18 protein-coding genes are annotated in these 25,394 nt (G+C 76.5%); 13 read left to right on the plus strand and 5 right to left on the minus strand.

Going from position 1 to position 25,394, the window contains the following annotated elements; translation table 11 throughout:
* Positions 1-30: 30 nt before the first annotated feature.
* On the minus strand, positions 31-936 hold the full coding sequence (locus tag ACFSJS_RS12265) for an esterase/lipase family protein (RefSeq protein ID WP_380899385.1): 906 nt from the start codon (positions 934-936) through the stop codon (positions 31-33).
* A gap of 285 nt (positions 937-1,221) precedes the next feature.
* Between ACFSJS_RS12265 and ACFSJS_RS12270 the strand changes: the two genes are divergently transcribed.
* The gene (locus tag ACFSJS_RS12270) at positions 1,222-1,632 is read left to right on the plus strand and encodes a cobalamin B12-binding domain-containing protein (protein ID WP_380899386.1); all 411 of its coding nucleotides are present in this window, start codon (positions 1,222-1,224) and stop codon (positions 1,630-1,632) included.
* A gap of 48 nt (positions 1,633-1,680) precedes the next feature.
* On the opposite strand, the gene ACFSJS_RS12275 is transcribed toward ACFSJS_RS12270, so the two are convergent.
* On the minus strand, positions 1,681-3,291 hold the full coding sequence (locus tag ACFSJS_RS12275) for a DUF5691 domain-containing protein (protein WP_380899387.1): 1,611 nt from the start codon (positions 3,289-3,291) through the stop codon (positions 1,681-1,683).
* Positions 3,288-4,703, minus strand: a complete 1,416-nt coding sequence (locus ACFSJS_RS12280; RefSeq protein ID WP_380899388.1) for an SWIM zinc finger family protein — start codon at positions 4,701-4,703, stop codon at positions 3,288-3,290. The genes ACFSJS_RS12275 and ACFSJS_RS12280 overlap by 4 nt, the downstream gene beginning before the upstream one ends.
* Positions 4,704-4,956: 253 nt before the next feature.
* Between ACFSJS_RS12280 and ACFSJS_RS12285 the strand changes: the two genes are divergently transcribed.
* From ACFSJS_RS12285 to sucD, 9 genes are all read left to right on the plus strand, one after another.
* Complete coding sequence (locus tag ACFSJS_RS12285) at positions 4,957-6,057, plus strand: ATP-binding protein (RefSeq protein WP_380899389.1); 1,101 nt, start codon at positions 4,957-4,959, stop codon at positions 6,055-6,057.
* Positions 6,054-8,432: a DUF5682 family protein gene (locus ACFSJS_RS12290; RefSeq protein ID WP_380899390.1), complete on the plus strand. Its 2,379-nt coding sequence runs from the start codon at positions 6,054-6,056 to the stop codon at positions 8,430-8,432. The genes ACFSJS_RS12285 and ACFSJS_RS12290 overlap by 4 nt, the downstream gene beginning before the upstream one ends.
* Entirely contained in the window at positions 8,429-9,625 is a 1,197-nt protein-coding gene (locus ACFSJS_RS12295; protein ID WP_380899391.1) for a VWA domain-containing protein, read from the plus strand. The genes ACFSJS_RS12290 and ACFSJS_RS12295 overlap by 4 nt, the downstream gene beginning before the upstream one ends.
* Before the next feature lie 661 nt (positions 9,626-10,286).
* A complete protein-coding gene (locus ACFSJS_RS12300; RefSeq protein WP_380899392.1) occupies positions 10,287-10,526 on the plus strand; it encodes a hypothetical protein in 240 nt (79 codons plus the stop codon).
* Between the two features lie 211 nt (positions 10,527-10,737).
* Positions 10,738-11,544: an HlyD family efflux transporter periplasmic adaptor subunit gene (locus ACFSJS_RS12305; protein ID WP_380899393.1), complete on the plus strand. Its 807-nt coding sequence runs from the start codon at positions 10,738-10,740 to the stop codon at positions 11,542-11,544.
* On the plus strand, positions 11,541-13,835 hold the full coding sequence (locus ACFSJS_RS12310; protein ID WP_380899394.1) for an NHLP family bacteriocin export ABC transporter peptidase/permease/ATPase subunit: 2,295 nt from the start codon (positions 11,541-11,543) through the stop codon (positions 13,833-13,835). Before ACFSJS_RS12305 ends, ACFSJS_RS12310 begins: the two co-directional genes overlap by 4 nt.
* A 172-nt stretch (positions 13,836-14,007) precedes the next feature.
* Positions 14,008-16,920 carry an NHLP bacteriocin export ABC transporter permease/ATPase subunit gene (locus tag ACFSJS_RS12315; protein ID WP_380899673.1) on the plus strand — a complete coding sequence of 971 codons (2,913 nt, stop codon included), beginning with the start codon at positions 14,008-14,010 and terminating at the stop codon, positions 16,918-16,920.
* A 268-nt stretch (positions 16,921-17,188) separates the two neighbouring features.
* Entirely contained in the window at positions 17,189-18,361 is a 1,173-nt protein-coding gene (sucC, locus tag ACFSJS_RS12320) for an ADP-forming succinate--CoA ligase subunit beta (RefSeq protein ID WP_380899395.1), read from the plus strand.
* A gap of 25 nt (positions 18,362-18,386) precedes the next feature.
* A complete protein-coding gene (gene sucD / locus ACFSJS_RS12325) occupies positions 18,387-19,271 on the plus strand; it encodes a succinate--CoA ligase subunit alpha (protein WP_380899396.1) in 885 nt (294 codons plus the stop codon).
* A 129-nt stretch (positions 19,272-19,400) separates the two neighbouring features.
* Here sucD and ACFSJS_RS12330 read toward each other — a convergent pair whose 3' ends face one another.
* On the minus strand, positions 19,401-20,378 hold the full coding sequence (locus ACFSJS_RS12330; RefSeq protein ID WP_380899397.1) for an RNA polymerase sigma factor: 978 nt from the start codon (positions 20,376-20,378) through the stop codon (positions 19,401-19,403).
* 162 nt (positions 20,379-20,540) lie between these two features.
* On the opposite strand from ACFSJS_RS12330, the gene ACFSJS_RS12335 reads away from it, so the two are divergent.
* Entirely contained in the window at positions 20,541-21,848 is a 1,308-nt protein-coding gene (locus ACFSJS_RS12335; RefSeq protein WP_380899675.1) for a cell division protein PerM, read from the plus strand.
* 21 nt (positions 21,849-21,869) lie between these two features.
* Here ACFSJS_RS12335 and ACFSJS_RS12340 read toward each other — a convergent pair whose 3' ends face one another.
* Positions 21,870-22,820 (minus strand): hypothetical protein, encoded by a 951-nt coding sequence (locus tag ACFSJS_RS12340; RefSeq protein WP_380899398.1) that lies wholly within the window; start codon positions 22,818-22,820, stop codon positions 21,870-21,872.
* A 304-nt stretch (positions 22,821-23,124) separates the two neighbouring features.
* Between ACFSJS_RS12340 and purN the strand changes: the two genes are divergently transcribed.
* Positions 23,125-23,778, plus strand: a complete 654-nt coding sequence (gene purN / locus ACFSJS_RS12345; RefSeq protein ID WP_380899399.1) for a phosphoribosylglycinamide formyltransferase — start codon at positions 23,125-23,127, stop codon at positions 23,776-23,778.
* Positions 23,771-25,348 (plus strand): bifunctional phosphoribosylaminoimidazolecarboxamide formyltransferase/IMP cyclohydrolase, encoded by a 1,578-nt coding sequence (purH, locus tag ACFSJS_RS12350; RefSeq protein WP_380899400.1) that lies wholly within the window; start codon positions 23,771-23,773, stop codon positions 25,346-25,348. Before purN ends, purH begins: the two co-directional genes overlap by 8 nt.
* Positions 25,349-25,394 lie beyond the last annotated feature (46 nt).

Here is a 25,394-nt window from a genome sequence, read left to right on the forward strand (position 1 = left end):
ACGAGGGGGCGCGGCGGTGCGTGCGGGGGGTCAGGCGGCCCCCGCCGAGCCCCGGGGCGCCCTGTGCCGCCGCGCGCCGGCTGCCAGTTCGTCCCGGACCCCGGCGGCGACCTCCCCGTGCGCGAGCAGGGCCAGGTGCCCCAGACCGTGCACGCGCACGTTGCGGACGTCCAGGTCCGGATGGTCCAGACGGGCCGCCTCGGCCGGGACCATCACCTGGTCCAGATCGCTCCAGAAGGCGACGAACCGGGTCCGGCAGCCGGGCGCCGGGCCGGCGAGCTCCTCGATCACCTCGGAGCCCGGCCGGATCTGGCGGACGAGCGGGTGGGCCGACAGCAGCGGCACCGCGCGCGTACCGGCGTGGGGACTGCCCAGGGTGACCAGCGTGCGGATCCGGGCGTCCCCGCCCATGCGCTGCGCGTAGTAGCGGGCCACCAGGCCGCCCAGGCTGTGCGCCACCACGTCGATGCGGCGCCGGCCGGAGCTCTCGCACACCTCCTCGACGTACTCCGCCAGGCGCGCGGCCGCGCAGCGGATGTCGCAGGTGAGGGGGGAGTAGTTGAAGGCGCAGACGTCGTGCCAGCCGTGGCGGGCCAGGGAGCGGCGCAGCAGGGTGAAGACCGAGCGGTTGTCGATGAAGCCGTGCAGGAGGAGGACGGGCGGCCGGTGGCGCCGGCGCGCCCCGGGCACGCCCGTGCGGTCCGCCCCGCGCGGTGTTCCGGCGGGCCGGGACAGGACGCCGTCCGGGCCGGCCGCGGGCGGCGGGACGTACCGCTCCTGCACCATGCCCGCGGGATAGAGGAGGGCGCGGCCCGCCAGGAACGCGGCCTCCAGCGCGGCGGCCCGCAACCCGCGCGGCGCGAGGGGGACCAGGGACAGCGGCAGGGCGTCGAGGGGCGATCCGGACGCGAAGGGCAGTGCCCTGGTGACCCTCATGGCCGGTGACACCTCCCTGGCGGCGCCCAACGGGTGCATACCGTTCGTATGCCCTCGGGAGCGGGTGTGATGCGGCCGCGCGGTCCCCGCCGCCGCCCGCCCCCGCCGGGCCGCGGGGCCGGGGAGGGCGGGCCGAGCACCCTCGGGCGTGTGATTTCCCCCTCCCTGCGCCACGGGGCACTGCCGGGTGCGGGATGCTGGGGGATAACGTTCGTTCACCGGATGGCCGCCCGCCGGAGACAGCCGGACGGGCGGACCGGACCGCAGCCGTATTGGGAGGCAGTGATGGGTGTGTCGGGTCCGATCCGCGTGGTGATCGCCAAGCCGGGTCTCGACGGCCACGACCGCGGCGCCAAGGTGATCGCGCGGGCGCTGCGCGACGCCGGCATGGAGGTCATCTACACCGGCCTGCACCAGACGCCCGAGCAGATCGTGGACACCGCGATCCAGGAGGACGCGGACGCGATCGGCCTGTCGATCCTCTCCGGCGCCCACAACACCCTCTTCGCCAGGGTGCTGGAGCTGCTGCGCGAGCGCGACGCCGAGGACATCAAGGTCTTCGGCGGCGGCATCATCCCCGAGGACGACATCGCCCCGCTCAAGGCCCAGGGCGTCGCCGAGATCTTCACCCCGGGCGCCCCCACGGGCGACGTGGTGGAGTGGGTGCGCTCCCACGTCGGTTCGGTGGCCGCCTGAGGACGGTTCCGGGCCCGGCGCGGCGGGAGGGCACGCCTCCGCACCGTCTCACCGCGGTTCCGCGGCGGGGGCTCCTCCGGCGGGAGGCTCCTCCGCCGCGGGCTCCAGCTCCCGCAGCATCGCGGCGCGCAGTCGCAAGGTGGCCACCAGCCGCTGGAACGCCTCCGCCCAGTAGCCGCCCGCGCCCGGCGAGCCGCCCTCGGGCTCGTCCGGGACGGCGGCCAGCGGGGCCAGTCGCCCGGCCAGGGCCGGATCCAGGCAGCGCTCCGCCAGGCCCATCACGCCGCTGAAGCTCCACGGGTAGCTGCCCGCGTCCCGGGCGATCTCCAGCGCGTCCACCACCGCGCCGCCGAGCGGCTCGGCCCAGGGGACCGCGCACACCCCCAGCACCCGGAACGCCTCGGACAGGCCGTGGGCCGCTATGAACTCCGCCGCCCACGCGGCCCTCTCCCGCTCCGGGAGCACGGCCAGCAGCTTCGCCGGATCGCCGGGGGCCGCCGTCACCGGCGCGGACGGTCTCCCCAGCAGCGCCCGCGCCCACGCGGCGTGCCGCTGCCGCACGGCGGCCTGCGCCCACGCCGCGTGCAGCTCCCCCTCCCAGCCGTCGGCGACCGGCAGCGCCGCCACCTGCGCGGGCGTACGGCCCCCCAGGTGCTCCGACCAGCAGTCCAGTGGCGCGGCCTCCACCACCTGGGACAGCCACCACGACCGCTCCCCGCGGCCGGCGGGCGGCTTGGGGACCACGCCGTCGCGCTGCATGCCCGCATCGCACTCGTGCGGTGCCTCGACCGCCAGCCGGCCCGGATCACCGGTGCGGTCCAGCCCGACGCAGGAGCGGGCCCGGGCCGCCATCCGGGCCGCCAGGGCCGACCGCGGCAGCGCCGACAGCAGTTCGGCGGCGGTGGCCCGGACGGTGCGGCTGCGGTCGGCCAGCGCCCGCTCCAGGAACGCCTCGTCCTGCTGCGACAGGCCCTCGCGCAGCGAGTCCAGGAACATCAGCCGGTCCTCGGGGCGCTCCTCGGACCAGGTGCCGGCCAGCAGCTCACGGGCCGCGGCCGGATCGTGGCGCCGCAGGGCCGACAGCAGCGCGGACCGCTCCGCGAAGAGGCCCTCCTCCCACAGGCGCCGCACGGCCTGCCCGTCCGGCTCCCCGGCGCCGTCCACCGGCAGTCCGGCGGCATGCCCGGGCCTGCCGCGCAGGGCGAACCGCCACTCCGGGTTGAGCCGCGCCAGCCACAGGGCCCGCGGTCCGCCCAGCGCCAGCGAGGCGGCCCGCAGGTCCGTCCGGGCGCGGGCGGCGTCCAGCAGGGCGGGCAGCTGCTCGGCCGGCGCCCGGTAGCCGTGGGCGTTGGCGGCGGACAGCCACTGCGGGAGCAGTTCGGCGAGGTCGGGCGCGATGCTCCGGCGCCCCCCGCCGCCCGTGCCGGGGCGGTCGGTGAGCAGCAGCACCAGCCGCCGGGCGGCGGCCGGCGGCAGCGGTGGCCGCGGGTCCTCCGGCGCCGGTTCGGGCCGGGGGGCCGCGGCGGCGGGCCGCAGGCCGGCCCGGCGCCGCACCGTCTCCACCGCGGCGGCGTCCAGCAGGGCCTCGACCGAGCCGCCGGGCGGCGTGCGCCGCTCGGCGCCCAGCAGGGCCGCGCCGACCAGTTCGCTCCAGCTCATGCCGCACCTCCCCGGATGTTCGCGGCGGCCAGCGGCACCGCCGTGGCCGGCGCGGCGTCCGGCCAGACCGTGTGGGGCGCGAAACCCCGGTGGCCGCACTCGCCGAAGACCGTGACGGGACCGCCGCCGGAGACGGCGGCCAGCCGCCACATCCCGGAGCGCACGCCCGCGGTGCCGGCCACCGGAAGGGCCGAGTCGCCCCCGGCGTCGGCCAGTTGCCAGCCCTCGCCGTCGGGTACGGGCACCACACCGGACAGGACCACCGGCCAGGCGTCCAGCCAGGGATCCTCGCGCAGCGCGGCCGCGTACGCGGCCAGCGCCCCGTGCACCCCCGTCCCCGCCGGCGGCGCACCGCAGGGCTCCGGCGCGCCGTGCCGCTCCCCGATGACGGCGCGCAGCGCCGGGGCGCCCGGGTGGTAGGCCAGGTCGGCCTCCAGGGAGGACCCCACCGGCAGGGCGAGCTCCGGGGGCCGCCCGGCCGCCCCGAAGGACAGCACCAGCGCCGTGCGCCCCGTCCGCCGCCCGCGGAGCCAGAAGCGGCGCGCCGTCACCTTCCCCTCCTCCGACTCGTGCCGCCCCAGCACCAGCCAGCGGTCGCGCACGACGGCGTCGCGGTCGGCGAGGAGCGCGGCGGACTCCGTGGTGAGCCCCACCCGGGACCGCACCGTCGCGGCCAGCGGCTCCGGCAGCCCGCCGATGCCGAGGAACCCGCGGCCGAGCAGGTGCAGCAGCGCGCACTCGGCCAGCATCCGCGAGGGCCAGCCGGGGCCGGAGCCGGGGACGGCCCCCAGCTCCCGCACCCGCGCGGCCAGCCCCGGCGCCTGGGCGTCCACCATGCGCGCGGCCGTCTCCTCCCAGGCGGCGTAGCCCGCCTGCTCGGCGCCCGCGAGGCCGCCGCGCAGCAGGTCCGCCAGCCGCCGCTCCAGCTCGCCGGCGCCCGCCGCGATCCGCGCGGCACGGCGCGCGGCGCGGCGCCGCGCCGCCTCCGGGTCGGCGGGGGCCGCCGCCCGCTCCCCGTCGCGGGCGGCGGCCTCCTTCCCCCTCTCCCGGCGCTGCCGGCGCCCGGTCAGCCACCGGCCGGCCCAGTCGGGCGCGGACCCGGGCGCCTCCGGCACCGCCTCCCCGTCGTCGGCCGCCCACAGCAGGAGCAGCCCCAGGGCGTGCTTGCAGGGGGACTTCCGGCTGGGGCAGCTGCACCGGTACCCCGGTGCGCCGTCGCCGGCCACGTCCACCACCGTCAGGTACGGCCTGCTGCCGCTGCCCCCGCACTGCCCCCACACACCGCCGTCCCCCGCCCCCGTCCCGGACCAGGGACCGGGCGCGGCCAGCTTCGCGCCGGCCTTCGCGGACGCGGCGTCAGGCGCCAGTGCCAGCACCTGCTCCGCCGTCCATCGCGCTGCGCCTGCGCTCATGTGCTCCTCGCCCTCCCCGTACGGACGCGTGGTTGTCGTCGCTGCTCAGACCATTGCCCTCACCGAACGGATACACAGGCTCGCTCTCTGTGCGGTGAACCATGTGAACGACCGTACGAGCCACCACTGACAGCCGGCCCCGGCCCGGTGTCCTCGCAGGCCGGAAGGAGGGCGGGGAGGACGGCGGAGGCGTTGTCAGTGGCGGCGTGCATCGTGTCCGGCGTACGGATCAGCCGCCTGCGAGGGGGAGAACGTGACCGCCACCAACAGCGCACCGGCCGCTCTGCGGCCCCATGCCGAGGACGCCTTCGCCGAGGAACTGGGCGCCCTCGCCGCGGCGGACGACCGGCCGCGCCCGGAGCGGTGGAGGCTGTCGCCGTGGGCCGTGGCCACCTACCTGCTCGGCGGCACCCTGCCGGACGGCACGGTGATCACGCCCAAGTACGTCGGTCCGCGCCGGATCGTGGAGGTGGCCGTCGCCACGCTGGCCACCGACCGGGCCCTGCTGCTGCTCGGGGTGCCGGGCACCGCCAAGACGTGGGTCTCCGAGCACCTGGCGGCGGCCGTCAGCGGCGACTCCACGCTGCTGGTGCAGGGCACGGCGGGCACGGCCGAGGAGGCCGTCCGCTACGGCTGGGACTACGCGCGGCTGCTGGCGCACGGTCCCAGCCGGGAGGCGCTGGTGCCCAGCCCCGTGATGCGGGCCATGGCCGACGGCATGGTCGCCCGCGTCGAGGAGCTGACGCGCATCCCGGCCGACGTGCAGGACAGCCTGATCACGATCCTGTCGGAGAAGACCCTGCCGGTGCCGGAGCTGGGCGAGGAGGTCCAGGCCGTCCGCGGCTTCAACCTGATCGCCACCGCCAACGACCGGGACAAGGGCGTCAACGAGCTCTCCAGCGCCCTGCGCCGCCGCTTCAACACGGTGGTGCTGCCGCTGCCCGCCACGCCCGAGGCCGAGGTGGACATCGTGGCCCGGCGCGTGGAGCAGATCGGCCGCTCGCTGGACCTGCCGGCCGCCCCCGACGGCATCGACGAGATACGGCGCGTCGTGACGGTCTTCCGGGAGCTGCGGGACGGGGTCACCACCGACGGCCGCACCAAGGTCAAGAGCCCGTCCGGCACGCTGTCGACGGCCGAGGCCATCTCCGTGGTCACCGGCGGCCTGGCCCTGGCCGCCCACTTCGGCGACGGGGTGCTGCGCCCGGGCGACGTGGCGGCGGGGATCCTCGGCGCCGTCGTCCGGGACCCGGCAGCCGACCGCGTGATCTGGCAGGAGTACCTGGAGGCGGTCGTCCGCGAGCGCGAGGGCTGGAAGGACTTCTACCGCGCCTGCCGCGAGGTGGGCGCGTGACGGCCGGGCGCGGCGCGGCACCGGGGGCGGGCGGCCCGTCCCCCCGGGAGCCGCTGCTGCTCGGCGTGCGCCACCACGGCCCCGGGTCGGCACGGGCGGTGCTGGCGGCGCTGGAGGCGCGCGAGCCGGAGGTACTGCTGGTGGAGGGGCCGCCGGAGGCCGACGCGGTGGCGAAGCTGGCGGCGCACGAGGAGATGCGCCCGCCGGTGGCGCTGCTGGCCCACGCGGTGGACGACCCGGCGCGGGCGGCGTTCTGGCCGCTGGCGGCGTTCTCGCCGGAGTGGGTGGCCCTCCGCTGGGCGCTGGGGCGGGGGGTGCCGGTGCGGTTCTTCGACCTGCCGGCGGCCCACTCGCTGGCGCTGGAGGGCGCCGGTGACGGCGCGGGGGGCGGCGGGGGGCCGGAGGCCGGGGAGCGCGAGGACGTCCGCCTCGACCCGCTGCGGGTGCTCGCCGCGACGGCCGGCCACGACGACCCCGAGCGCTGGTGGGAGGACGTCGTGGAGCACCGCGGCGGCCTCGCCGCCGACCCGTACGCCCCCTTCGCCGCCCTCGCCGACGCCATGGCGGCCCTGCGCGAGGCGCACGGCGACGGCGGCCACCGGCGCGACGCGGTGCGCGAGGCCCACATGCGGCTGCACCTGCGCCAGGCGCGCCGGGAGTTCGGGGACGGCGGCGTGGCCGTCGTCTGCGGCGCCTGGCACGTGCCCGCGCTCACCGCGCGCACCACCGTCGCCGCCGACCGCGGGCTCCTCAGGGGGCTGCCGAAGGTGAAGACGGAGGTCACCTGGGTGCCGTGGACGGGCGAGCGGCTGGCGCGCCGCAGCGGCTACGGCGCCGGGATCACCTCGCCCGGCTGGTACGGCCACCTCTTCTCCGCTCCCGACCGCCCCCTCGAGCGGTGGATGACGAAGGTCGCCCGGCTGCTGCGCGAGGAGGACCACGCCGTCTCCTCGGCCCACGTCATCGAGGCGGTGCGGCTGGCGGACGCCCTCGCCGCCCTGCGCGGGCGCCCCCTGCCCGGTCTGGGCGAGACGCTCGACGCGGTGCTCGCCGTGATGTGCGAGGGCTCGACGGTGCCGCTCTCCCTCGTCCACGACCGGCTGGTCGTCGGGGACGAGTTGGGCGAGGTGCCCGCGCAGGCCCCGGCGGTACCGCTCCAGCGGGACCTCACCCGCCTCCAGCGGTCCCTGCGGCTGAAACCGGAGGCGCGCGAGCGCGAACTCGCCCTCGACCTGCGCGAGGAGGGCGCCGCGGCCCGCAGCCGGCTGCTGCACCGGCTGGCGCTGCTGGGGGTCGACTGGGGCGAGCCGGTCGAGGGCCGCACGGGTTCCACCGGCACCTTCCGCGAGACCTGGCGGCTGTGCTGGCGGCCCGAGCTGTCGGTGCGGGTCGCCGAGGCGGGGGTGTGGGGGACCACCGTCGCCGCGGCGGCCACGGCCCGCGCGGAGGCGCTGGCGCGCGACGCCGGATCGCTGGCCGAGGTCACCGCGCTGGCCGAGCAGTGCCTGCTCGCCGGGCTCGGCGGAGCCCTGCCGGAGGTGATGCGGGTCCTGGCCGACCGCGCGGCCCTCGACGCGGACGTCGGCCACCTCGCCCAGGCCCTCCCGGCGCTGGTGCGCTCCGTCCGCTACGGGGACGTCCGCGGCACGGACGCCGCCGCGCTGCGCGAGGTCGCCGAGGGCCTCGCCGAACGGGTCTGCGTCGGTCTGCCGCCCGCCTGCGCCGGTCTCGGCGGCGACGGCGCGGCCGAGATGCGCGGCCACGTGGACGCCGCCCACCGGGCGGTCGTGCTGCTGGAGCGCGAGGAGGTGCTGACGCGCTGGCGCGCGGCGCTGCGTTCCCTCGCCGTACGGGACCGGGTGCCGGGTCTGGTGCGGGGCCGCTGCGCCCGGCTGCTGCTGGACGACGGGCTGCTCGCGGACGGCGAGGCGGCCCGGCTGATGGGCCTGGCCCTCTCCCCGGGCACGCCGCCCGGGGACGCGGCGGCCTGGATCGAGGGCTTCCTGGCGGGCGGCGGCATGCTGCTCGTCCACGACGGGCGGCTGCTGTCCCTGGTGGACGACTGGCTGGCCGGGGTACCGGGGGAGTCCTTCACCGACGTGCTGCCGCTGCTGCGCCGGACGTTCTCGGCGTACGAGCCCGGGGTGCGGCGCACTGTCGGCGAACTGGTCCGGCGCGGCCCGTCGGGGCCGGGGACGGGCGCGGCGCGGTGGGAGGACGCACCGGGCTTCGGCGCGGGGCTGGACCGGGAGCGGGCCGACGCCGTGCTGCCGGTGCTGCGGCTGCTGCTGGGGGAGGGCGCCTTTGGCGCGGCCGGGAGCGGGCCGGGGAGCCGGACGGACGGGACGACGGAGGGGAAGGCGGCGACGGCATGACGATCGAGGCGACTGCGGAGCGGGCGAATGCGGACGAGGTGGCGGCGGGCGCGGCGGACGAGCGGCTGCGGCGCTGGCGGCTGGTCCTGGGCGGGGAGGACGCCGACGGCACCGGCTGCGCACTGACCGGCCGGGACGCCGCCATGGACCGCACCCTCTCCGCCCTCTACGGCGGCGGGCGGGAGCGGGACGGCCGGCCGGGACGGCGCTCGGCGGGGCTGGGTGCCTCGGCGCCGAGCGTGGCCCGCTGGCTGGGCGACATCCGCACCTACTTCCCCGGCTCCGTCGTCCAGGTCATGCAGCGGGACGCCATCGACCGGCTCGGCCTGTCCGCCCTGCTGCTGGAGCCGGAGATGCTGGAGGCGGTGGAGGCGGACGTCCACCTGGTCGGCACGCTGCTCTCCCTCAACCGGGCGATGCCGGAGACGAGCAGGGAGACGGCCCGCGCGGTCGTCCGCAAGGTCGTCGGCGAGCTGGAGCGGAAACTCGCCTCCCGCACCCGGTCCACCCTGGCCGGCGCCCTGGACCGGTCGGCGAGGGTGCGCCGCCCCCGCCACCGCGACATCGACTGGGACCGCACCATCCGGGCCAACCTGAGGAACTACCTGCCCGAGCACCGGACGGTCGTCCCCGAGCGGCTCGTCGGCCACGGCCGCGCCTCGCAGGCGGTGCGGAAGGACGTCGTCCTCTGCATCGACCAGTCCGGCTCGATGGCCGCCTCGGTCGTCTACGCCTCGGTCTTCGGGGCGGTGCTCGCCTCGATGCGGTCCCTCTCCACCCGGCTGGTCGTCTTCGACACCTCCGTCGTCGACCTCACCGATCAGCTCGACGATCCGGTCGACGTGCTGTTCGGCACCCGGCTCGGCGGCGGCACGGACATCAACCGGGCGCTCGCCTACTGCCAGTCGAGGATCACCCGGCCCGCCGAGACGGTCGTCGTCCTCATCAGCGACCTGTACGAGGGCGGCATACGCGACGAGATGCTCAAGCGGGTCGCCGCCATGAAGAGCGCGGGCACGCAGTTCGTCGCCCTGCTGGCGCTCTCCGACGAGGGCGCCCCCGCCTACGACCGCGAGCACGCCGCCGCCCTGGCCGCGCTCGGCGCCCCCGCCTTCGCCTGCACCCCCGACCACTTCCCGGAGGTGATGGCGGCGGCCATCGAGAAAAGGCCGCTGCCGATCCCCGCGGAATAAGCCGGAAGGGGATGTGAAAAAGTCGTGACCGAAATGCGGGGGGCGCTTGGACTCCGGTGAACCGGGAGGAAATGCGGACCGTCGGTGCCGGATATCGGCGCTTCCGCGAGAGGGGCGGCCGCAGGGGTGCGGGGGAGGCGGCGCGGGGAGGGCGCCGCGCCCTCTCCCGGGGCCGCCGTCGGCGGGGGCCGGGGGCAGGTGGGGCCGACGGGGGCGCCGATCGCAGGTGGCAGCCCTCCTCCGAAAACTTTCACACCGTGTGCAACCTGCGCTCTTCCCGTGTCGCCAGTGCTCGACATGTCCGGCATGCTCCGCCGCCGGGCAGGCGGGAACGCGCGGTCGGGCCCCCGGCGGGGCCCGGATTCCCGCAATTCCCCGCCCCTTTCTGTGAAGGATTTGGAGCCGTTTCATGACGGAAGGGGTGCGGGAGTTCTCCACGGGCGCTCCGGCGGATCCGCAGGAGATTGGTCAGGCCGACCGGTCACGTGTTTTCATCGTCCGCACCGAGCGGACCGGAAATCGGTGCCCGAATTCGGCCGGAAGCCTCCCGGCCGATGAGGCGCCGGTATTCCGGCCGCCTGGGAGTGGGCCGGGACGTCCCCCCTGCGATCCGCCCCACGCCACTGGGAAACGCTTCCACACCGAGAAGGGACAACGCTCAATGCGTGAGCACCTCGAGACCCGTGAGATCGACGACGCCGAGCTGGACGCCGTCTCCGGCGGCATCGTCAGCATCTCCGGCGGCCTGGCCGGCGCCGCGGCCAACGACGCCGCGGGCGTCGTGAACACCGTGACCTCCCTCGAGACGACCCAGGTCGCGCAGGGCATCGTCGGCGCGGCCCCGGGCCTCGTCTCCGGCATCACCGGCGTCCACGTCGACACCGGCGCCCTGGGCCGCTGACCGCAGCATCCCCACCGGCACCGGCCGGGCGCCCGCACGGTTCCGAGGACGTGCGTGCGCGCGGCGGACCGCCCCCGAACCCCGGAGCAACCCGTTCCGGGGTTCACGGCTGTCCGCCCCCGCCGTCCCCGGCCGGCTCCGGACCCCGGCCGCGGACCCGCCGCGCCCGAGGTGGGGACGCCGGGGGGACGCAGTCGCAAGGAAGGGTTCCGTGCAGTTCCGCAAGAAGGCGCTCTCCACGCTGCAGTCGCCGGAGGAGCTCGACCTGCCCGTGCGCTTCGCACGCCCGCAGGGCCGCCTCGTCCTGGCCGTCACCGTCGCCGTGATGGCCGTCGCCGCCTTCTGGGGGGTCAACGGGTCGGTCTCCACCACGCTCGGTGCACCCGGCATCCTCACCCACGCGGGGGGCAGCTACACCCTCCAGAGTCCGATCGCCGGCCAGGTCACCGACGTGCTGGTGACGGAGGGGCAGCTGCTGGCCGCGGAGGCCCCCCTGCTGAAGGTCCGCACCCGGCAGGGCGAGCAGGCCGTCCGCGCGGTGGCGGGCGGCAGGGTGACGTCCCTGGTCGCCGGGGTCGGCTCGGTCGTCGGGACCGGCGAGGACGTGGCGACCCTGGAGCACGTGAAGGGACCGGACGACCCGCTGGTGGCGGTGCTCTACGTCCCCGGCGACGGCGGCTCGTCGATCGCCGTCGGAGCCCGGGTGGACCTGACCGTCCAGTCCGTGCCCAAGCAGCGCTTCGGCGTGCTGCGCGGCCGCGTCGCCCGGGTCGGCCGCGCCCCCCAGACGCAGCGGCAGATCAGCGCCTTCCTCGGCGACTCCCGGCTCGCCGAGGAGTTCACCCGGCAGGGCAACCCCGTCGCGGTGCTCGTGGAGCTCGAACGCTCCGAGCACACCGAGTCCGGCTACGCCTGGTCCTCGGACGACGGCCCGCCGTACGCCGTCGAGTCCAGGACACCGGTCACCGGCGCCGTGCGCCTCCCGGCGCAGCGCCCCGTCGAATGGCTCCTCCCATGACCGTGCCCCAGCACCGGCGGACCGCACGCCCCGCGGACTCCGGGGCCCCCGGCGGTCCCCGGCCCCACCGCCTCCCGCCCGCCGGCCGCCGCGCCCCCCGGGGGGCCCGCGGCGCCGCCCGCGCCCCCCGCGGCAGGGCGCCCCGCCCCGTCCGCACCCCGACCGTCCTGCAGATGGAGGCGGTGGAGTGCGGCGCCGCCGCGCTGGCCATGGTGCTCGCCCACTACGGCCGCCACGTCCCCCTGGAGGAGCTGCGCATCGCCTGCGGCGTCTCCCGCGACGGCTCCCGGGCCAGCAACCTCCTCAAGGCCGCCCGGCGCTACGGGCTGCAGGCCAAGGGCATGCAGATGGACCTGGACGCCCTCGCCGGGGTGCGCCCCCCGGCCATCCTGTTCTGGGAGTTCAACCACTACGTCGTCTACGACGGCGCCGCCCGCCGCCTGGGCCGCCGCGGCGTGTACGTCAACGACCCCGGGCGGGGGCGGCGGTTCGTGCCGCTGGAGGACTTCGACACCAGCTTCACCGGCGTGGTGCTCACCTTCGAGCCCGGCGAGGGCTTCCGCCGCGGCGGCCGCAGGCCGGGCGTCATGGGCGCCCTGCCCGACCGGCTGCGCGGCACCCGCGGCACCCTGGCCGTCACCGTCCTGGCCAGCCTCCTGCTGGTGGCCGTCGGCGCGACGGTGCCCGCGCTGAGCCGCACCTACATCGACAGCTTCCTCATCGGCGGCCAGACCTCCCTGCTGGGCGTGCTCCTGGCCTCGATGGCCGCCGCGCTGGTGCTCACCGCCGTCCTCACCGGACTCCAGCACGCCAACCTGCTGCGCGGGCACATCATCTCCTCCACCCTGGCCGGCGCCCGCTTCTTCCGGCACCTGCTCAGGCTCCCGGTCGCCTTCTTCGCCCAGCGCAACCCGGCCGACCTCGTCCAGCGGCTCCAGTCCAACGACGCGGTCGCCGAGACCCTCGCCCGCGACCTGGCCGCCGCGGGCGTGGACGCCGTCGTGGTCGCCCTGTACGCGGCGCTGCTGTGGACGTACGACCCGCAGCTCGCCGTCGTCGGCATGTCGGTGGCCCTGCTCAACCTGGTGGCCGTGCGCGTGGTGATCAGGCTGCGGGCCACCGGGACCCAGAAGCTGCGCGCCGACACCGCCCGGCTGATCAACACCTCCTACAGCGGCCTCCAGCTCATCGAGACGATGAAGGCCACCGGCGGGGAGCAGGGTTTCTTCCGCCGCTGGGCCGGGCAGCACGCCACCACCCTCGACGTGCAGCAGCGCCTGGGCGTGCCCAGCGCCTGGCTGGCGGTCGTCGCGCCCGCCCTGGCCACCCTCAACAGCGCCCTGATCCTGCTGATCGGCGGTCTGCGGGCGGTGGAGGGGCATCTGACGGTCGGCCTGCTCGTCGCCTTCCAGACCCTGGTGGCCGGCTTCACCGCGCCGATCACCCGCCTCAACGGCGTGGCCGGCCGCATCCAGGACTTCGCCGCCGACCTGGCCCGGCTGCGGGACGTGGAGAACTTCCCCGTCGACCCGGTCTACTCCCGGCACGAGCCCGCCCCCAGCACCCGGCGGCTCACCGGGCACGTGGAGCTGGAGGGGATCACCTTCGGCTACAGCCCCCTGGACCCGCCGCTGCTGAAGGACTTCTCCCTCTCGGTCGGCCCCGGCCGGCAGGTCGCGCTCGTCGGCGGGTCGGGCAGCGGCAAGTCCACGGTCTCCCGGCTGATCGCGGGCCTCCACAGCCCCTGGGAGGGCACGATCCGCATCGACGGCATGCGGCTGGAGGACATCCCGCGCGGCGCGCTGGCCGCCTCGGTGGCCTTCGTCGACCAGGACGTCGTCCTCTTCGAGGGGACCGTCCGCGACAACGTCGCGCTGTGGGACCCCTCCATCCCGGACGAGGACGTCGTCGCCGCGCTGCGGGACGCCGCCGTGTACGACGTGGTCGCCCGCCGCCCCGGCGGCATCCACAGCCGGGTGGAGCAGGGCGGCCGCAACTTCTCCGGCGGGCAGCGGCAGCGGCTGGAGATCGCCCGCGCCCTGGTGCGGCGCCCCAGCGTGCTGGTGCTGGACGAGGTGACCAGCGCCCTGGACGCGGTGACCGAGCAGGCCGTCATCGACAACCTGCGGCGCCGGGGCTGCGCCTGCGTGGTGATCGCCCACCGGCTGAGCACGGTGCGCGACAGCGACGAGATCGTCGTCCTGGACCGGGGCACCGTCGTGGAGCGGGGCCGGCACGAGCACCTGGTGGCCGCGGGCGGGCCGTACGCCGAGCTGGTCAGGGAGCGCTGAGGTGGCCTCCCCCCGACCCGCGTCCCCCGCGGCGCAGCCGCCGTACCCGCCCCGGGAGCCGTACGGGGACCGGACGCGGGAGTACGCCGGCCACGGAGCCGCCGGCCATGCGGGCGGCCCCGCCGGCCCCGTCGAATCCGCCGACCCCGCCGCCGATCCCGTCGTCGCGGCCCTGGGACGGCTGGGCACGGCGGTGGACTGCGCCGGCGTGCGCAGCCTGTCGCTGGAGGGCCCGCACGTGCTGTGGCTCGTGGCCGGCGGCTCCCTGGACCTGTTCGCCGTCGGCACCGAGCGGGACGGCGCGTCCGGCGGGCCGCCCGCGCCCGGCGCCGCACCCGGCGGCCCGTGGCACTTCCTGGGCCGGGTGGGCACGGGCACCCTGCTGCTGGGACCGGTCCAGGGGCCCCGGCACACCCTGGCCGCGCGTCCCGTGCCCGGCTGCCGCCTGCACCGCATAGAACTGCGCGAACTGCACGTCCCCGCACCGGCCGGCCCCTGGGACGCGGGCCACGGCGGCGCCGGGACCCACCCGGACGGGCCGTGGGGCTGGGACACGGCCCAGTGGGCGGCCGGCCGGTGGGACACCGGCCCCGGGGGCCCTGCGGACCACGTTGCGCAGGCGCGGCTCAGCCCGCTGGAGGAGGCCTTCGCCCGGGGCATCGGCCGCGGCCTGCGGGTCCTCTACCAGGCACCGGCCGACGGCCCCGCCGCCACCGGGCAGCCGGGCACCGACGACGACATCCTGTGGATGCAGATCACCCCCGGCAGCGTGGCGTACGGCGCCGCCTACGAGGCGGAGGCCGCCGGCACCCTCCTGGTCGACCCGGCGATGTGGCAGGGCATGGTCGACCGGCAGTACCGGCTGATGTACGCCCTGGACGACCGGATCGAGGAGGCCGAGCGCGCCCACGAGGACCGCACCGCGGCCGGCATCGAGGCCGGCGAGGCCGCCCGCACCCGGGCGGACCGCACGCTGCTCGCCTCCATCGGCCGCCCCCGCGGCGTCCCCCGCGACACCGCGGACGACGACGCCACCTTCGCCGCGTGCCGCCTGGTGGCCGAGCGGGCCGGCATCGCCCTGAAGCGGCCCGCCGGCACCGACGGCGACCCCGGCCGCACGGACCCGGTCGAGCGCGTCGCGCTCGCCTCCCGGATCCGCACCCGCACCGTCAGGCTCTCCGGTCGCTGGTGGAAGGAGGACCACGGCCCCCTGGTGGGGCACCGCGCGCGGGACGGGGCGCCGGTCGCGCTGCTGTGGCGGCGCGGCGGCTACGAGGCCGTCGATCCGGCCACCGGGGACCGCGAGCGCGTCGGCGGGGGGAACGCGGCGGACTTCGGGACCGGCGCCGTGATGTTCTACCGGCCGCTGCCCGACCGCCCCCTGGGCCTGCTCGGCCTGGTGCGCTTCAGCGTCCGCGGCGTCCGCGGCGAACTGCGCGCCCTCGTCCTGGGGGGCCTGGTCGCGGTCTGCCTGGGGGCCCTGGTGCCCGTCGCCACCGGCCGGGTGCTCGGCGAGTACGTGCCGGAGGGCGAGACCGGCCTCATCGTGCAGACGGCGCTGGCACTCGTCGCCGCCGCCGTCCTCTCGGCCGCCTTCTCCCTGCTGCAGAACGTCTCCGTCCTGCGGATGGAGGGGCGCATCGAGGCCACCTTGCAGCCGGCCGTGTGGGACCGGCTGCTGCGGCTGCCCGCCCCGTTCTTCGCGAGCCGCTCCACCGGTGAGCTGGCCGGTGCGGCCATGGGCATCAGCACCATCCGCCGCACCGTGTCCGGCATCGGCTCGGTGGCCCTCCAGTCGGTCACCGTCGGCGCGGTCAACCTGGTGGTGCTGCTCGTGCACAGCGTGCCGCTGGCCCTGGCGGCGATCGCCATGCTGCTGGTGATCGCGGTGGTCTTCCTCGGCCTGGGCCTGTGGCAGCTGCGCTACCAGCGGCAGCTGGTCAAGCTGAACCACCGGCTCGACAACCAGGCCTTCCAGACCCTGCGCGGCCTGCCCAAGCTGCGGGTCGCCGCCGCCGAGAGCTTCGCCTACGCGGCCTGGGCGCGGGAGTTCGCCCGCACCCGCAGGCTCCAGCAGCGCGCCGGGCGGATCGCGAACGTCCTCTCGGTGCTCAACGCGGTCTACCTGCCGCTGTGCACGCTGGTGATGTTCGCGCTGCTGGCCGGGCCGGCCCGCGGCAGCATGTCCGCCGCCGCCTTCCTCACCTTCGGCACCGCCGTGACGATGATGCTCACCTCCGTCACCCAGCTGACCGGCGCGCTCATCTCGGCCGCCGCCGTGCTGCCGATGTTCGAGCAGGTCAGGCCGGTGCTCCGGGAGATGCCGGAGGTGGAGGGCGGCAGCGTGCGGCCGGGGGAGCTGAGCGGGGCGATCGAGGTGAGGGACCTCTCCTACCGGTACACCGAGGACGGCCCGCTGGTGCTCGACGGCGTGGACCTCCGCATCAGCCCGGGCGAGTTCGTCGCCGTCGTCGGCGCCAGCGGCTGCGGCAAGTCGACGCTGCTGCGGCTGCTCATCGGCTTCGACCGGCCCACCTCCGGCAGCGTCCTGTACGACGGGCAGGACCTGGCGGCGCTCGACCGGGTGGCCGTGCGCCGCCAGTGCGGCGTCGTGCTCCAGAACGCCCGGCCGCTGAACGGCTCGATCCTGGAGTGCGTCTCGGGCGCCGAGACGTACACGCAGGAGGAGGTGTGGGAGGCGCTCGCGATGGCGGGCCTGGCCGAGGACGTCAAGGCCATGCCGATGGGCCTGCACACCATGCTCTCCGAGGGCGGCGGCACCGTCTCGGGCGGCCAGCGCCAGCGGCTGATGATCGCCCAGGCCCTGGTCCGCAGGCCCCGCGTCCTCTTCCTCGACGAGGCCACCAGCGCGCTGGACAACGAGGCCCAGGGCGTGGTCATGGAGTCCACCCGCGCCCTGCGCTGCACCCGGGTGGTGATCGCCCACCGGCTCTCCACGGTCATGGACGCCGACCGGGTGGTCGTCATGGCCGAGGGGCGGATCGTCCAGCAGGGCGCCCCGGCCGACCTGCTCGCCGACACCGGCGGCCTCTTCCACGAACTGGTCCGCCGCCAGCTCCGCTGACCGGTCGCCCGCCGCCCCGCCCCGCCGGCGAGTGCCCCCGCCCGGCATCCGGGCCGGACGGGGGGGGGGCCGCCCGGCCCCGGATGCCGGGCGGGGGCGCGCATCTGTGACCGTTGTCACCGCACGGGTGTGAGCTGTGATTTATGCCGGGCACACGGACAGGGCTAACCTGCAAGGCGGACATGCCGCGCGCCCCCGCTGACGCCGCGGCCACGCGGCACGCCCACGCTGACAACGAACCGCGATACCAAACTAGGGACGGACGCGCGTGGACCTGTTCGAGTACCAGGCGAGGGATCTCTTCGCCAAGCATGACGTGCCGGTGCTGGCCGGTGAAGTCATCGAGACGCCCGAGGCGGCGCGCGAGGTGACCGAGCGACTCGGCGGTCGCGCGGTCGTCAAGGCGCAGGTGAAGACCGGCGGCCGGGGCAAGGCCGGCGGTGTGAAGCTGGCCTCCGACCCGGAGGACGCGGTCGAGAAGGCCGGCCAGATCCTGGGCATGGACATCAAGGGCCACACCGTCCACAAGGTGATGCTGGCCCAGACCGCGGACATCGCGGAGGAGTACTACGTCTCCTTCCTGCTGGACCGCGCCAACCGCACCTTCCTGGCCATGGCGTCGGTCGAGGGCGGCATGGACATCGAGGAGGTCGCGGCCACCAAGCCCGAGGCCCTCGCCAAGATCCCGGTCGACGCCGTCGAGGGCGTCACCGAGGCCAAGGCCCGCGAGATCGTCGAGGCCGCGAAGTTCCCCGCCGAGGTCGCCGACAAGATCGTCGACGTCCTCCAGAAGCTGTGGACGGTCTTCGTCAAGGAGGACGCCCTCCTGGTCGAGGTGAACCCGCTGGTCAAGACCGGCGCCGGTGACATCATCGCCCTGGACGGCAAGGTGTCCCTGGACGCCAACGCCGAGTTCCGCCAGCCGCACCACGCGGACCTGGAGGACAAGGCCGCCGCCAACCCGCTGGAGGCCGCGGCCAAGGCCAAGGGCCTGAACTACGTCAAGCTCGACGGCCAGGTCGGCATCATCGGCAACGGCGCGGGCCTCGTCATGAGCACCCTGGACGTGGTGGCCTACGCCGGCGAGAACCACGGCGGCGTCAAGCCCGCCAACTTCCTCGACATCGGCGGCGGAGCCTCCGCCGAGGTCATGGCCAACGGCCTGGAGATCATCCTCGGCGACCCGGACGTGAAGTCCGTCTTCGTCAACGTCTTCGGCGGCATCACCGCCTGCGACGCGGTCGCCAACGGCATCGTGCAGGCCCTGGAGCTGCTCAAGTCCAAGGGCGAGGAGGTCAGCAAGCCGCTGGTCGTCCGTCTCGACGGCAACAACGCGGAGCTGGGCCGCAAGATCCTGAACGACGCCGACCACCCGCTGGTGCAGCAGGTCGACACCATGGACGGCGCCGCCGAGCGGGCCGCCGAGCTGGCCGCGAAGTAACGAGGGACGAGGACACCGAAGAACCATGGCTATCTTCCTCACCAAGGAAAGCAAGGTCATCGTCCAGGGGATGACCGGCTCGGAGGGCCAGAAGCACACCCGGCGCATGCTGGCCTCCGGCACCAACATCGTCGGCGGCGTCAACCCGCGCAAGGCGGGCACGAGCGTCGACTTCGACGGCACCGAGGTACCGGTGTTCGGCACGGTCAAGGAGGCCATGGAGGCCACCGGCGCCGACGTCACCGTCGTCTTCGTCCCGGAGAAGTTCACCAAGGACGCGGTGAAGGAGGCGATCGACGCCGAGATCCCGCTCGCCGTGGTGATCACCGAGGGCATCGCCGTCCACGACACCGCCGAGTTCTGGGCCTACGCGGGCTCCAAGGGCAACAAGACCCGCATCATCGGCCCGAACTGCCCCGGTCTGATCACCCCGGGCCAGTCCAACGCGGGCATCATCCCGGCCGACATCACCAAGCCCGGCCGCATCGGCCTGGTGTCGAAGTCCGGCACGCTGACGTACCAGATGATGTACGAGCTGCGCGACATCGGCTTCTCCACCTGCGTCGGCATCGGCGGTGACCCGATCATCGGCACCACCCACATCGACGCCCTGGCCGCCTTCGAGGCCGACCCCGACACCGACCTGATCGTGATGATCGGCGAGATCGGCGGCGACGCCGAGGAGCGGGCCGCGGAGTACATCAAGGCCAACGTCACCAAGCCGGTCGTCGGCTACGTCGCGGGCTTCACCGCGCCGGAGGGCAAGACCATGGGCCACGCCGGCGCCATCGTCTCCGGCTCCTCCGGCACCGCCCAGGCGAAGAAGGAGGCCCTGGAGGCCGCGGGCGTGAAGGTCGGCAAGACCCCGTCCGAGACCGCCCGCCTGGCGCGCGAGGTGCTCGCCGGCTGACGCCGTCCCCCGCGGAACGCCGCACGGCGCGGGCCCGCACCCTCCGGGGTGCGGGCCCGCGGCCGTTCCGGGGCCGGTGCGGGGCGCCCGGCCGTCCCCCTCCGACGCGTCAGCCGCCGTCCGCCGCCGTCAGTCGCCGTCCGCCGTCCCGCCGCCGCCAGGGGAGTGGACGGAGACGGCGGGTGCCCGCCCGGGCGCCGGGTACCCCTGGGGTCCGGCCGCGGCGGTGAGCCCCACCGCCACCGCCAGCAGCGCCGTCAGCCCCACCGCGGCACCCGTCCGCAGCCGCACCCGGCCCTCGCTCATGCCGCGCACCGCGCGGGCGGGGACCGTCCGGGGCGCGGGTCCGGCGGCGGCCGTCCCCTCCAGCAGGCCGCGGACCATCCTCCGGCGCCGCTCCGGAGCCACGCGGGTCAGCCCGGGGACGTACTCGGCCAGTCCCTCGCGCGCGTGCATCAGCCGGCCGGCGGCGGCCGCGGTGCTCGCCTCGCACTCGGCGGCCGTCTCCGGCAGGTCCAGGCCCAGCCCGTCGTGCAGCAGCAGCGTGCGCCGGTAGACCGGCGGCAGCCGCAGCAGTGCCTCCAGCAGCAGTTCCGGGCCGCTCGTCCCGCGCCGCGGCGGGGTGCGGAGGCGGGGGAGCAGCCGGTGCCAGGGCGCCAGCGCGTAGTCGTGCGCCGCGGCGCGCACCCAGCCCGCCGGATCCGGGTCCACGGCCACCTCGGGCCACCGCTCCCAGGCCCGCCGGAAGGCGTGCGCCACCGCCCTCCCGGCCAGGTCCCGGTCGCCGGTGAGCAGGTACGCCTGCCGGAACAGGGGATCGGCGTGCCGCGTGTACAGCAGGTCGAACGCGGCGGCCGGGCCGTCCGTCCCCGGGCCCGCCACCGGGCCCGCCGCCACCGGATCCGCCGCCTCCGGGCCGTGCGGCGGCCCGGACGGGGGCGGCGGCGGCTCCGCGGCGGGGGCGCCCCGGCCCCCGGCTCCGGCCGCTCCGGCCCCGCGGGCCGCCCCGGCCTTCCCGCCCGTCCCGTCCGCCCGGGCACCGGTCCCGCCGCCGCTCCCGGTCCGTGTGCCGCTGCCGGGCGCGCGGACGGAGGCTGTCTCGGTCATGGGGCTGCCCGCTCCCTGGAGGTCGTCGACGGCTGCGCCGTACGAAATACGTACAGGTGCACTGTATGGAAAAGTCCATAGAGGATCGTGTGCGACACATCGATCGTTTCCCCGCTACCCGGGCGAAGCACGTGGTGTTGGCAGCATGTCGGCGTGCACTCGATGACCCGTCAGGAGACGTCGCCGCCCCCGCCGCCCCGTCGCGCCCCCGCGGCGCCCCGCCGCGCCCCCGTCCCCCTCCGGGAGCGGCTGCTCGACGGCGCGATGGCCGCCGGGCTGGGCCTGGGAGGGATCACGGTTGTGGTCCTGGTCCTGTGGATCGCCTCCCCCTACCCGGACGACGGCCCCGGCGGCGCCCTGCACATCGCCGCCGACCTGTGGCTGATGGGCCACGGCGCCCCCCTCGTCCGCACCGAGACCCTCGGCGGGACACCGGCACCCGTCGGGCTGACGCCGCTGCTGCTGTGCGCCGTGCCGCTGTGGCTGCTGCACCGCACGGCCCGGGCGGCGGCGCTCGGCGGGGGGCCGGACGGCTCGCCCTGGCGGTCCGCGTGCTGGATCGCCGCCGGGTACCTGCTGGTCGCCGCCGCCGTCACCGCGTACGCCTCCTCCGGGCCCGTCCGGGTCGACCCGCTGGGAGCCGCGCAGCGGCTGCCCGCCGTGGTGGCGGGCGCGGTGGCCGCGGGGGTCTGGACGGCCCGGGGGAGGCTCCCCGGCCTCTCCGCGAGGGGTCCCCGGCGCCTGCGGGCCGCCGCGCCGCCGCTCCTGCGCGCGGTGCTGACCCGGACCGGCGCCCTCGCGGCCGTCCGCGGCACCCTCGCGGCGACCGCCGCCCTGTGCGCCGCCGGGGCGCTGCTGGCGGCGGGCTCCCTGCTGTGGCACGTGGCCACGGCCCAGCGGTCGGCGTTCCCGCCGATCACCCCCACCTGGTCGGGGTACGCCGCGACCCTGCTGCTCTCCCTGGCGCTGGTGCCGAACGCGGCCGTGTGGGGGGCCGCCTACGGCCTCGGCCCCGGCTTCACGCTCGGCGGCGGCAGCGCCGTGGGGCCGTCGGCCGTGACCGCCGTGCCGCCGCTGCCGGACTTCCCGCTGCTGGCCGCCGTACCGGCCGAGGGCCCCGGCTCGCCCGCGGCGTGGGCGCTGGCCGCCGCGGTGCCGCTGGCGGCCGGCACGGCCGCGGCCCGGAGCGTGGCGCGCACCGCCGCACCGGAGCGGGGCAGGTGCGCGCTGGGCGCAGGGGCGACGGCGTGCGCCGCCGCTCTGGCCGCCTGCGGCTGCGGGGCCGCGACGGCGCTGCTGGCGGCGTGGGCGGGCGGGCCGCTGGGCACGGGCGCCCTCGCCCACCTCGGCCCGGACTGGGCGCTCACCGGGGCGGCCGCGCTGGTGTGGACCGTGGTCCTGGGCGTGCCGGGTGCCCTGGCGCTGCGGGCCCTGCGGCTGCGGGGCCCGCAGCGCCAGGGCACCCGCTGACGGGCGGCCCCGCCGGTCCGGTCAGCCGTCGCGCTCGCCGAAGAGGGGCCGCAGCTCCTCGGGCAGGTGCCGCTCGCACGCCTCGCGGGAGGAGGTGGTGAGGGCGTCCTCGACGCAGACGAAGTAGTCGCGGTAGACGAGCTGCACCGTGAACTGCGCCGCGATGATCAGCAGCGCGACGGCGCCCGTGACCAGTCCGCTCACCGCCGCCGCCGTCTGCGGCCGGGGGCCCTGCCCCGGCTGCGCGGAGGGCCCCGCGCCGGGGCTCCAGGCGGGGGCCCCGGACGGCCCGGCGGCGCCGTCCGCCCCGGACGGGCCCGGCGAGCCGCTCGAACCCGCCACGTCCTCCGGCCGGGTCGCCGCACGCGGGGCGTCCGGGCCGCCCGTCCCGCCGTCCCCGCCGCCCCTGCCCCGCAGCGAGTCGATTCCCCAGTACACGGCCAGCGCGCCCAGCGGGGCCGCCAGCCAGGTCAGCCCGAAGAGGGCGAAGAAGACGCCCCACATGCCCGACAGCAGGGCGTACCGGGCGCGCCGCTGGACCGGATCGGTCGGGTCCCAGCGCGGGCCGCCCTGGCCGCCGGGGCCGGACCGCCCGCCGGGGCCCTCCTCCCGGCCGCCTCCGCCGAGGCCGCCGCTCTGGCGGTGCGGCTGGCGGCTGCTCCACCGGCCGCCCCACTGCGGTGGGCGGTCCCCGCCGCCCCGGCCGTCGCCGTCGCCGCCCCCGTTCCGGCCGGAGCCCGCCGGGAAGCGCGGGCGCCACGGCTGCTCGGGGCGGTCCTCGGGCGGCGGCGCGAAGGGGTTGTCGTCCGATCCGCCGCGGGAGCCGCCGTCCTGGCCCCCGGACCCGCCGGACGCCCCCGGGGACCCGGACGGGTCCGACGGCGACCGCCGCAGCCGGAGCAGGACCGGGGCGGTGCCGGCCGGGATTCCGGTCGGAGTGGCGAGGGCTGCGCGGCGGCGTCGGTCCGTCATTGCTCTGCGTCTTCCCCTGGGTGTCGTCCCGGCGCGGGGCCGTGCGGATGTGCGTTTGTGTGGTGCGTGGCGTGCGCGGCGACGCCCCCGGTGACGCGCGCTGCGGCGCGCGCCGCGGGGTGCGCGGCGGTGCACGTGGCCCAGACGCTACCGGGCGGCCGTCCACCCGTCCCGAGGGGGCCTTCCGGTGTGCCGGTATCGTTGCTGACGGTCGGCCGCTTCGTAGGGTTCCCCGGAATCACCCGGCCCCTGGACTTGTACGACCGCACAAAGCCGCACCACCCCTTCGAGAGAGAGCCTCGTCGTGGCTTCCGCTTCCCGCTTCGCCGCCGCCCACTCCCCGGCCCGCGTCGTCGTCCTCGTCTCCGGTTCGGGCACCAACCTCCAGGCCCTGCTGGACGCCGTGGCCGAGGAGGGGCCGGCCGCCTACGGCGCCGAGGTCGTGGCCGTGGGCGCCGACCGCGACGGCATCGCCGGGCTGGAGCGCGCCGAGCGCGCCGGACTGCCCACCTTCGTCTGCCGGGTGCGGGACCACGCCGACCGGGCCGCCTGGGACCGCGCACTGGCCGCGGCGACCGCGGCGCACGAGCCGGACCTGGTGGTCTCCGCGGGCTTCATGAAGATCGTGGGCAAGGAGTTCCTGGCCCGGTTCGGCGGACGCCTGGTCAACACCCACCCCGCCCTGCTCCCCGGCTTTCCCGGCGCCCACGGCGTGCGCGACGCGCTCGCGTACGGCGTGAAGGTCACCGGGTGCACCGTCCACTTCGTCGACGACGGCGTCGACACCGGCCCGATCATCGCCCAGGGCGTGGTCGAGGTGCGGGAGGCGGACGACGAATCCACGCTCCACGAGCGGATCAAGGAAGTCGAGCGACGACTGCTCGTCGACACCGTGGGACGGCTCGCCCGCCACGGCTACCGCATTGAGGGAAGAAAGGTCATTCTCGGTCATGACTGATGGCTCTGAGGGCACTGCGACCACCCGGCGCCCCGTCCGGCGCGCGCTGGTCAGCGTCTACGACAAGACGGGCCTGGAGGAGCTGGCCCGGGGTCTGGACGCGGCGGGCGTGCGGATCGTCTCGACGGGCTCGACGGCCGCGCGGATCGCCGCCGCGGGCGTGGAGGTCACTCCGGTGGAGGAGCTGACCGGCTTCCCCGAGTGCCTGGACGGCCGGGTGAAGACGCTGCACCCGCGCGTCCACGCGGGCATCCTCGCCGACCTGCGCCTGGAGGACCACCGCCGGCAGCTCGACGAGCTGAAGGTGGAGCCCTTCGACCTCGTCGTCGTCAACCTCTACCCCTTCCGCGAGACCGTCGCCTCCGGCGCCTCCCCCGACGAGTGCGTGGAGCAGATCGACATCGGCGGCCCCTCGATGGTCCGCGCCGCCGCCAAGAACCACCCGTCGGTGGCCGTCGTCGTCAACCCCGGCCGCTACGGCGAGGTGCTGGAGGCCGTCGGGAACGGCGGCTTCGACCTCGCGGCCCGCAGGCGGCTGGCGGCCGAGGCGTTCGCCCACACCGCGGCGTACGACGTGGCCGTCGCCTCCTGGTTCGCGGGCGACTACGCCCCGGCCGACGACTCCGGCTTCCCCGACTTCCTCGGCACCGCCTACCGGCGCTCGGACGTGCTGCGCTACGGCGAGAACCCGCACCAGCCCGCCGCCCTCTACAGCGACGGCAGCGGCGGCCTGGCCGACGCCGAGCAGCTGCACGGCAAGGAGATGTCCTACAACAACTACACGGACACCGAGGCCGCGCGCCGGGCCGCCTACGACCACGCCGAGCCCTGCGTGGCGATCATCAAGCACGCCAACCCCTGCGGCATCGCGATCGGCGCGGACGTCGCCGAGGCCCACCGCAAGGCCCACGCCTGCGACCCGCTCTCCGCCTTCGGCGGCGTGATCGCCGTCAACCGCCCGGTGTCGGTGGCGATGGCCGAGCAGGTCGCCGAGATCTTCACCGAGGTCATCGTCGCCCCCGGCTACGAGGACGGCGCGGTGGAGGTGCTGGCCCGCAAGAAGAACATCCGGGTGCTGCGCTGTCCCGAGGCCCCGGCCGCGCGCCTGGAGCACAAGCCGGTCGACGGCGGCGCGCTGCTCCAGGTCGCCGACCGCCTCCAGGCCGACGGCGACGACCCCGCCGGCTGGACCCTGGCCACCGGCGAGGCGCTGGACGCGGCGGAGCTGGCCGAGCTGGCCTTCGCCTGGCGGGCCTGCCGGGCGGTGAAGTCCAACGCGATCCTGCTGGCCAAGGACGGCGCCACCGTCGGGGTCGGCATGGGCCAGGTCAACCGCGTGGACTCCGCGAAGCTCGCGGTCCGGCGCGCCGGCGAGGAGCGGGCGCGCGGTGCGTACGCGGCCTCCGACGCCTTCTTCCCCTTCCCCGACGGCCTGGAGGTCCTCACCGCCGCGGGCGTGCGGGCCGTGGTCCAGCCGGGCGGCTCGGTCCGCGACGAGCAGGTGGTCGAGGCCGCCAAGGCGGCGGGCGTGACGATGTACCTCACCGGTACGCGGCACTTCTTCCACTGACGGCACCGCTTCGCTGCGCCGCCCGGCCGGGCGGCGCAGCGGGCCC

It is taken from the genome of Streptomyces desertarenae (assembly GCF_042681365.1).
GTDB lineage: Bacteria > Actinomycetota > Actinomycetes > Streptomycetales > Streptomycetaceae > Streptomyces > Streptomyces desertarenae.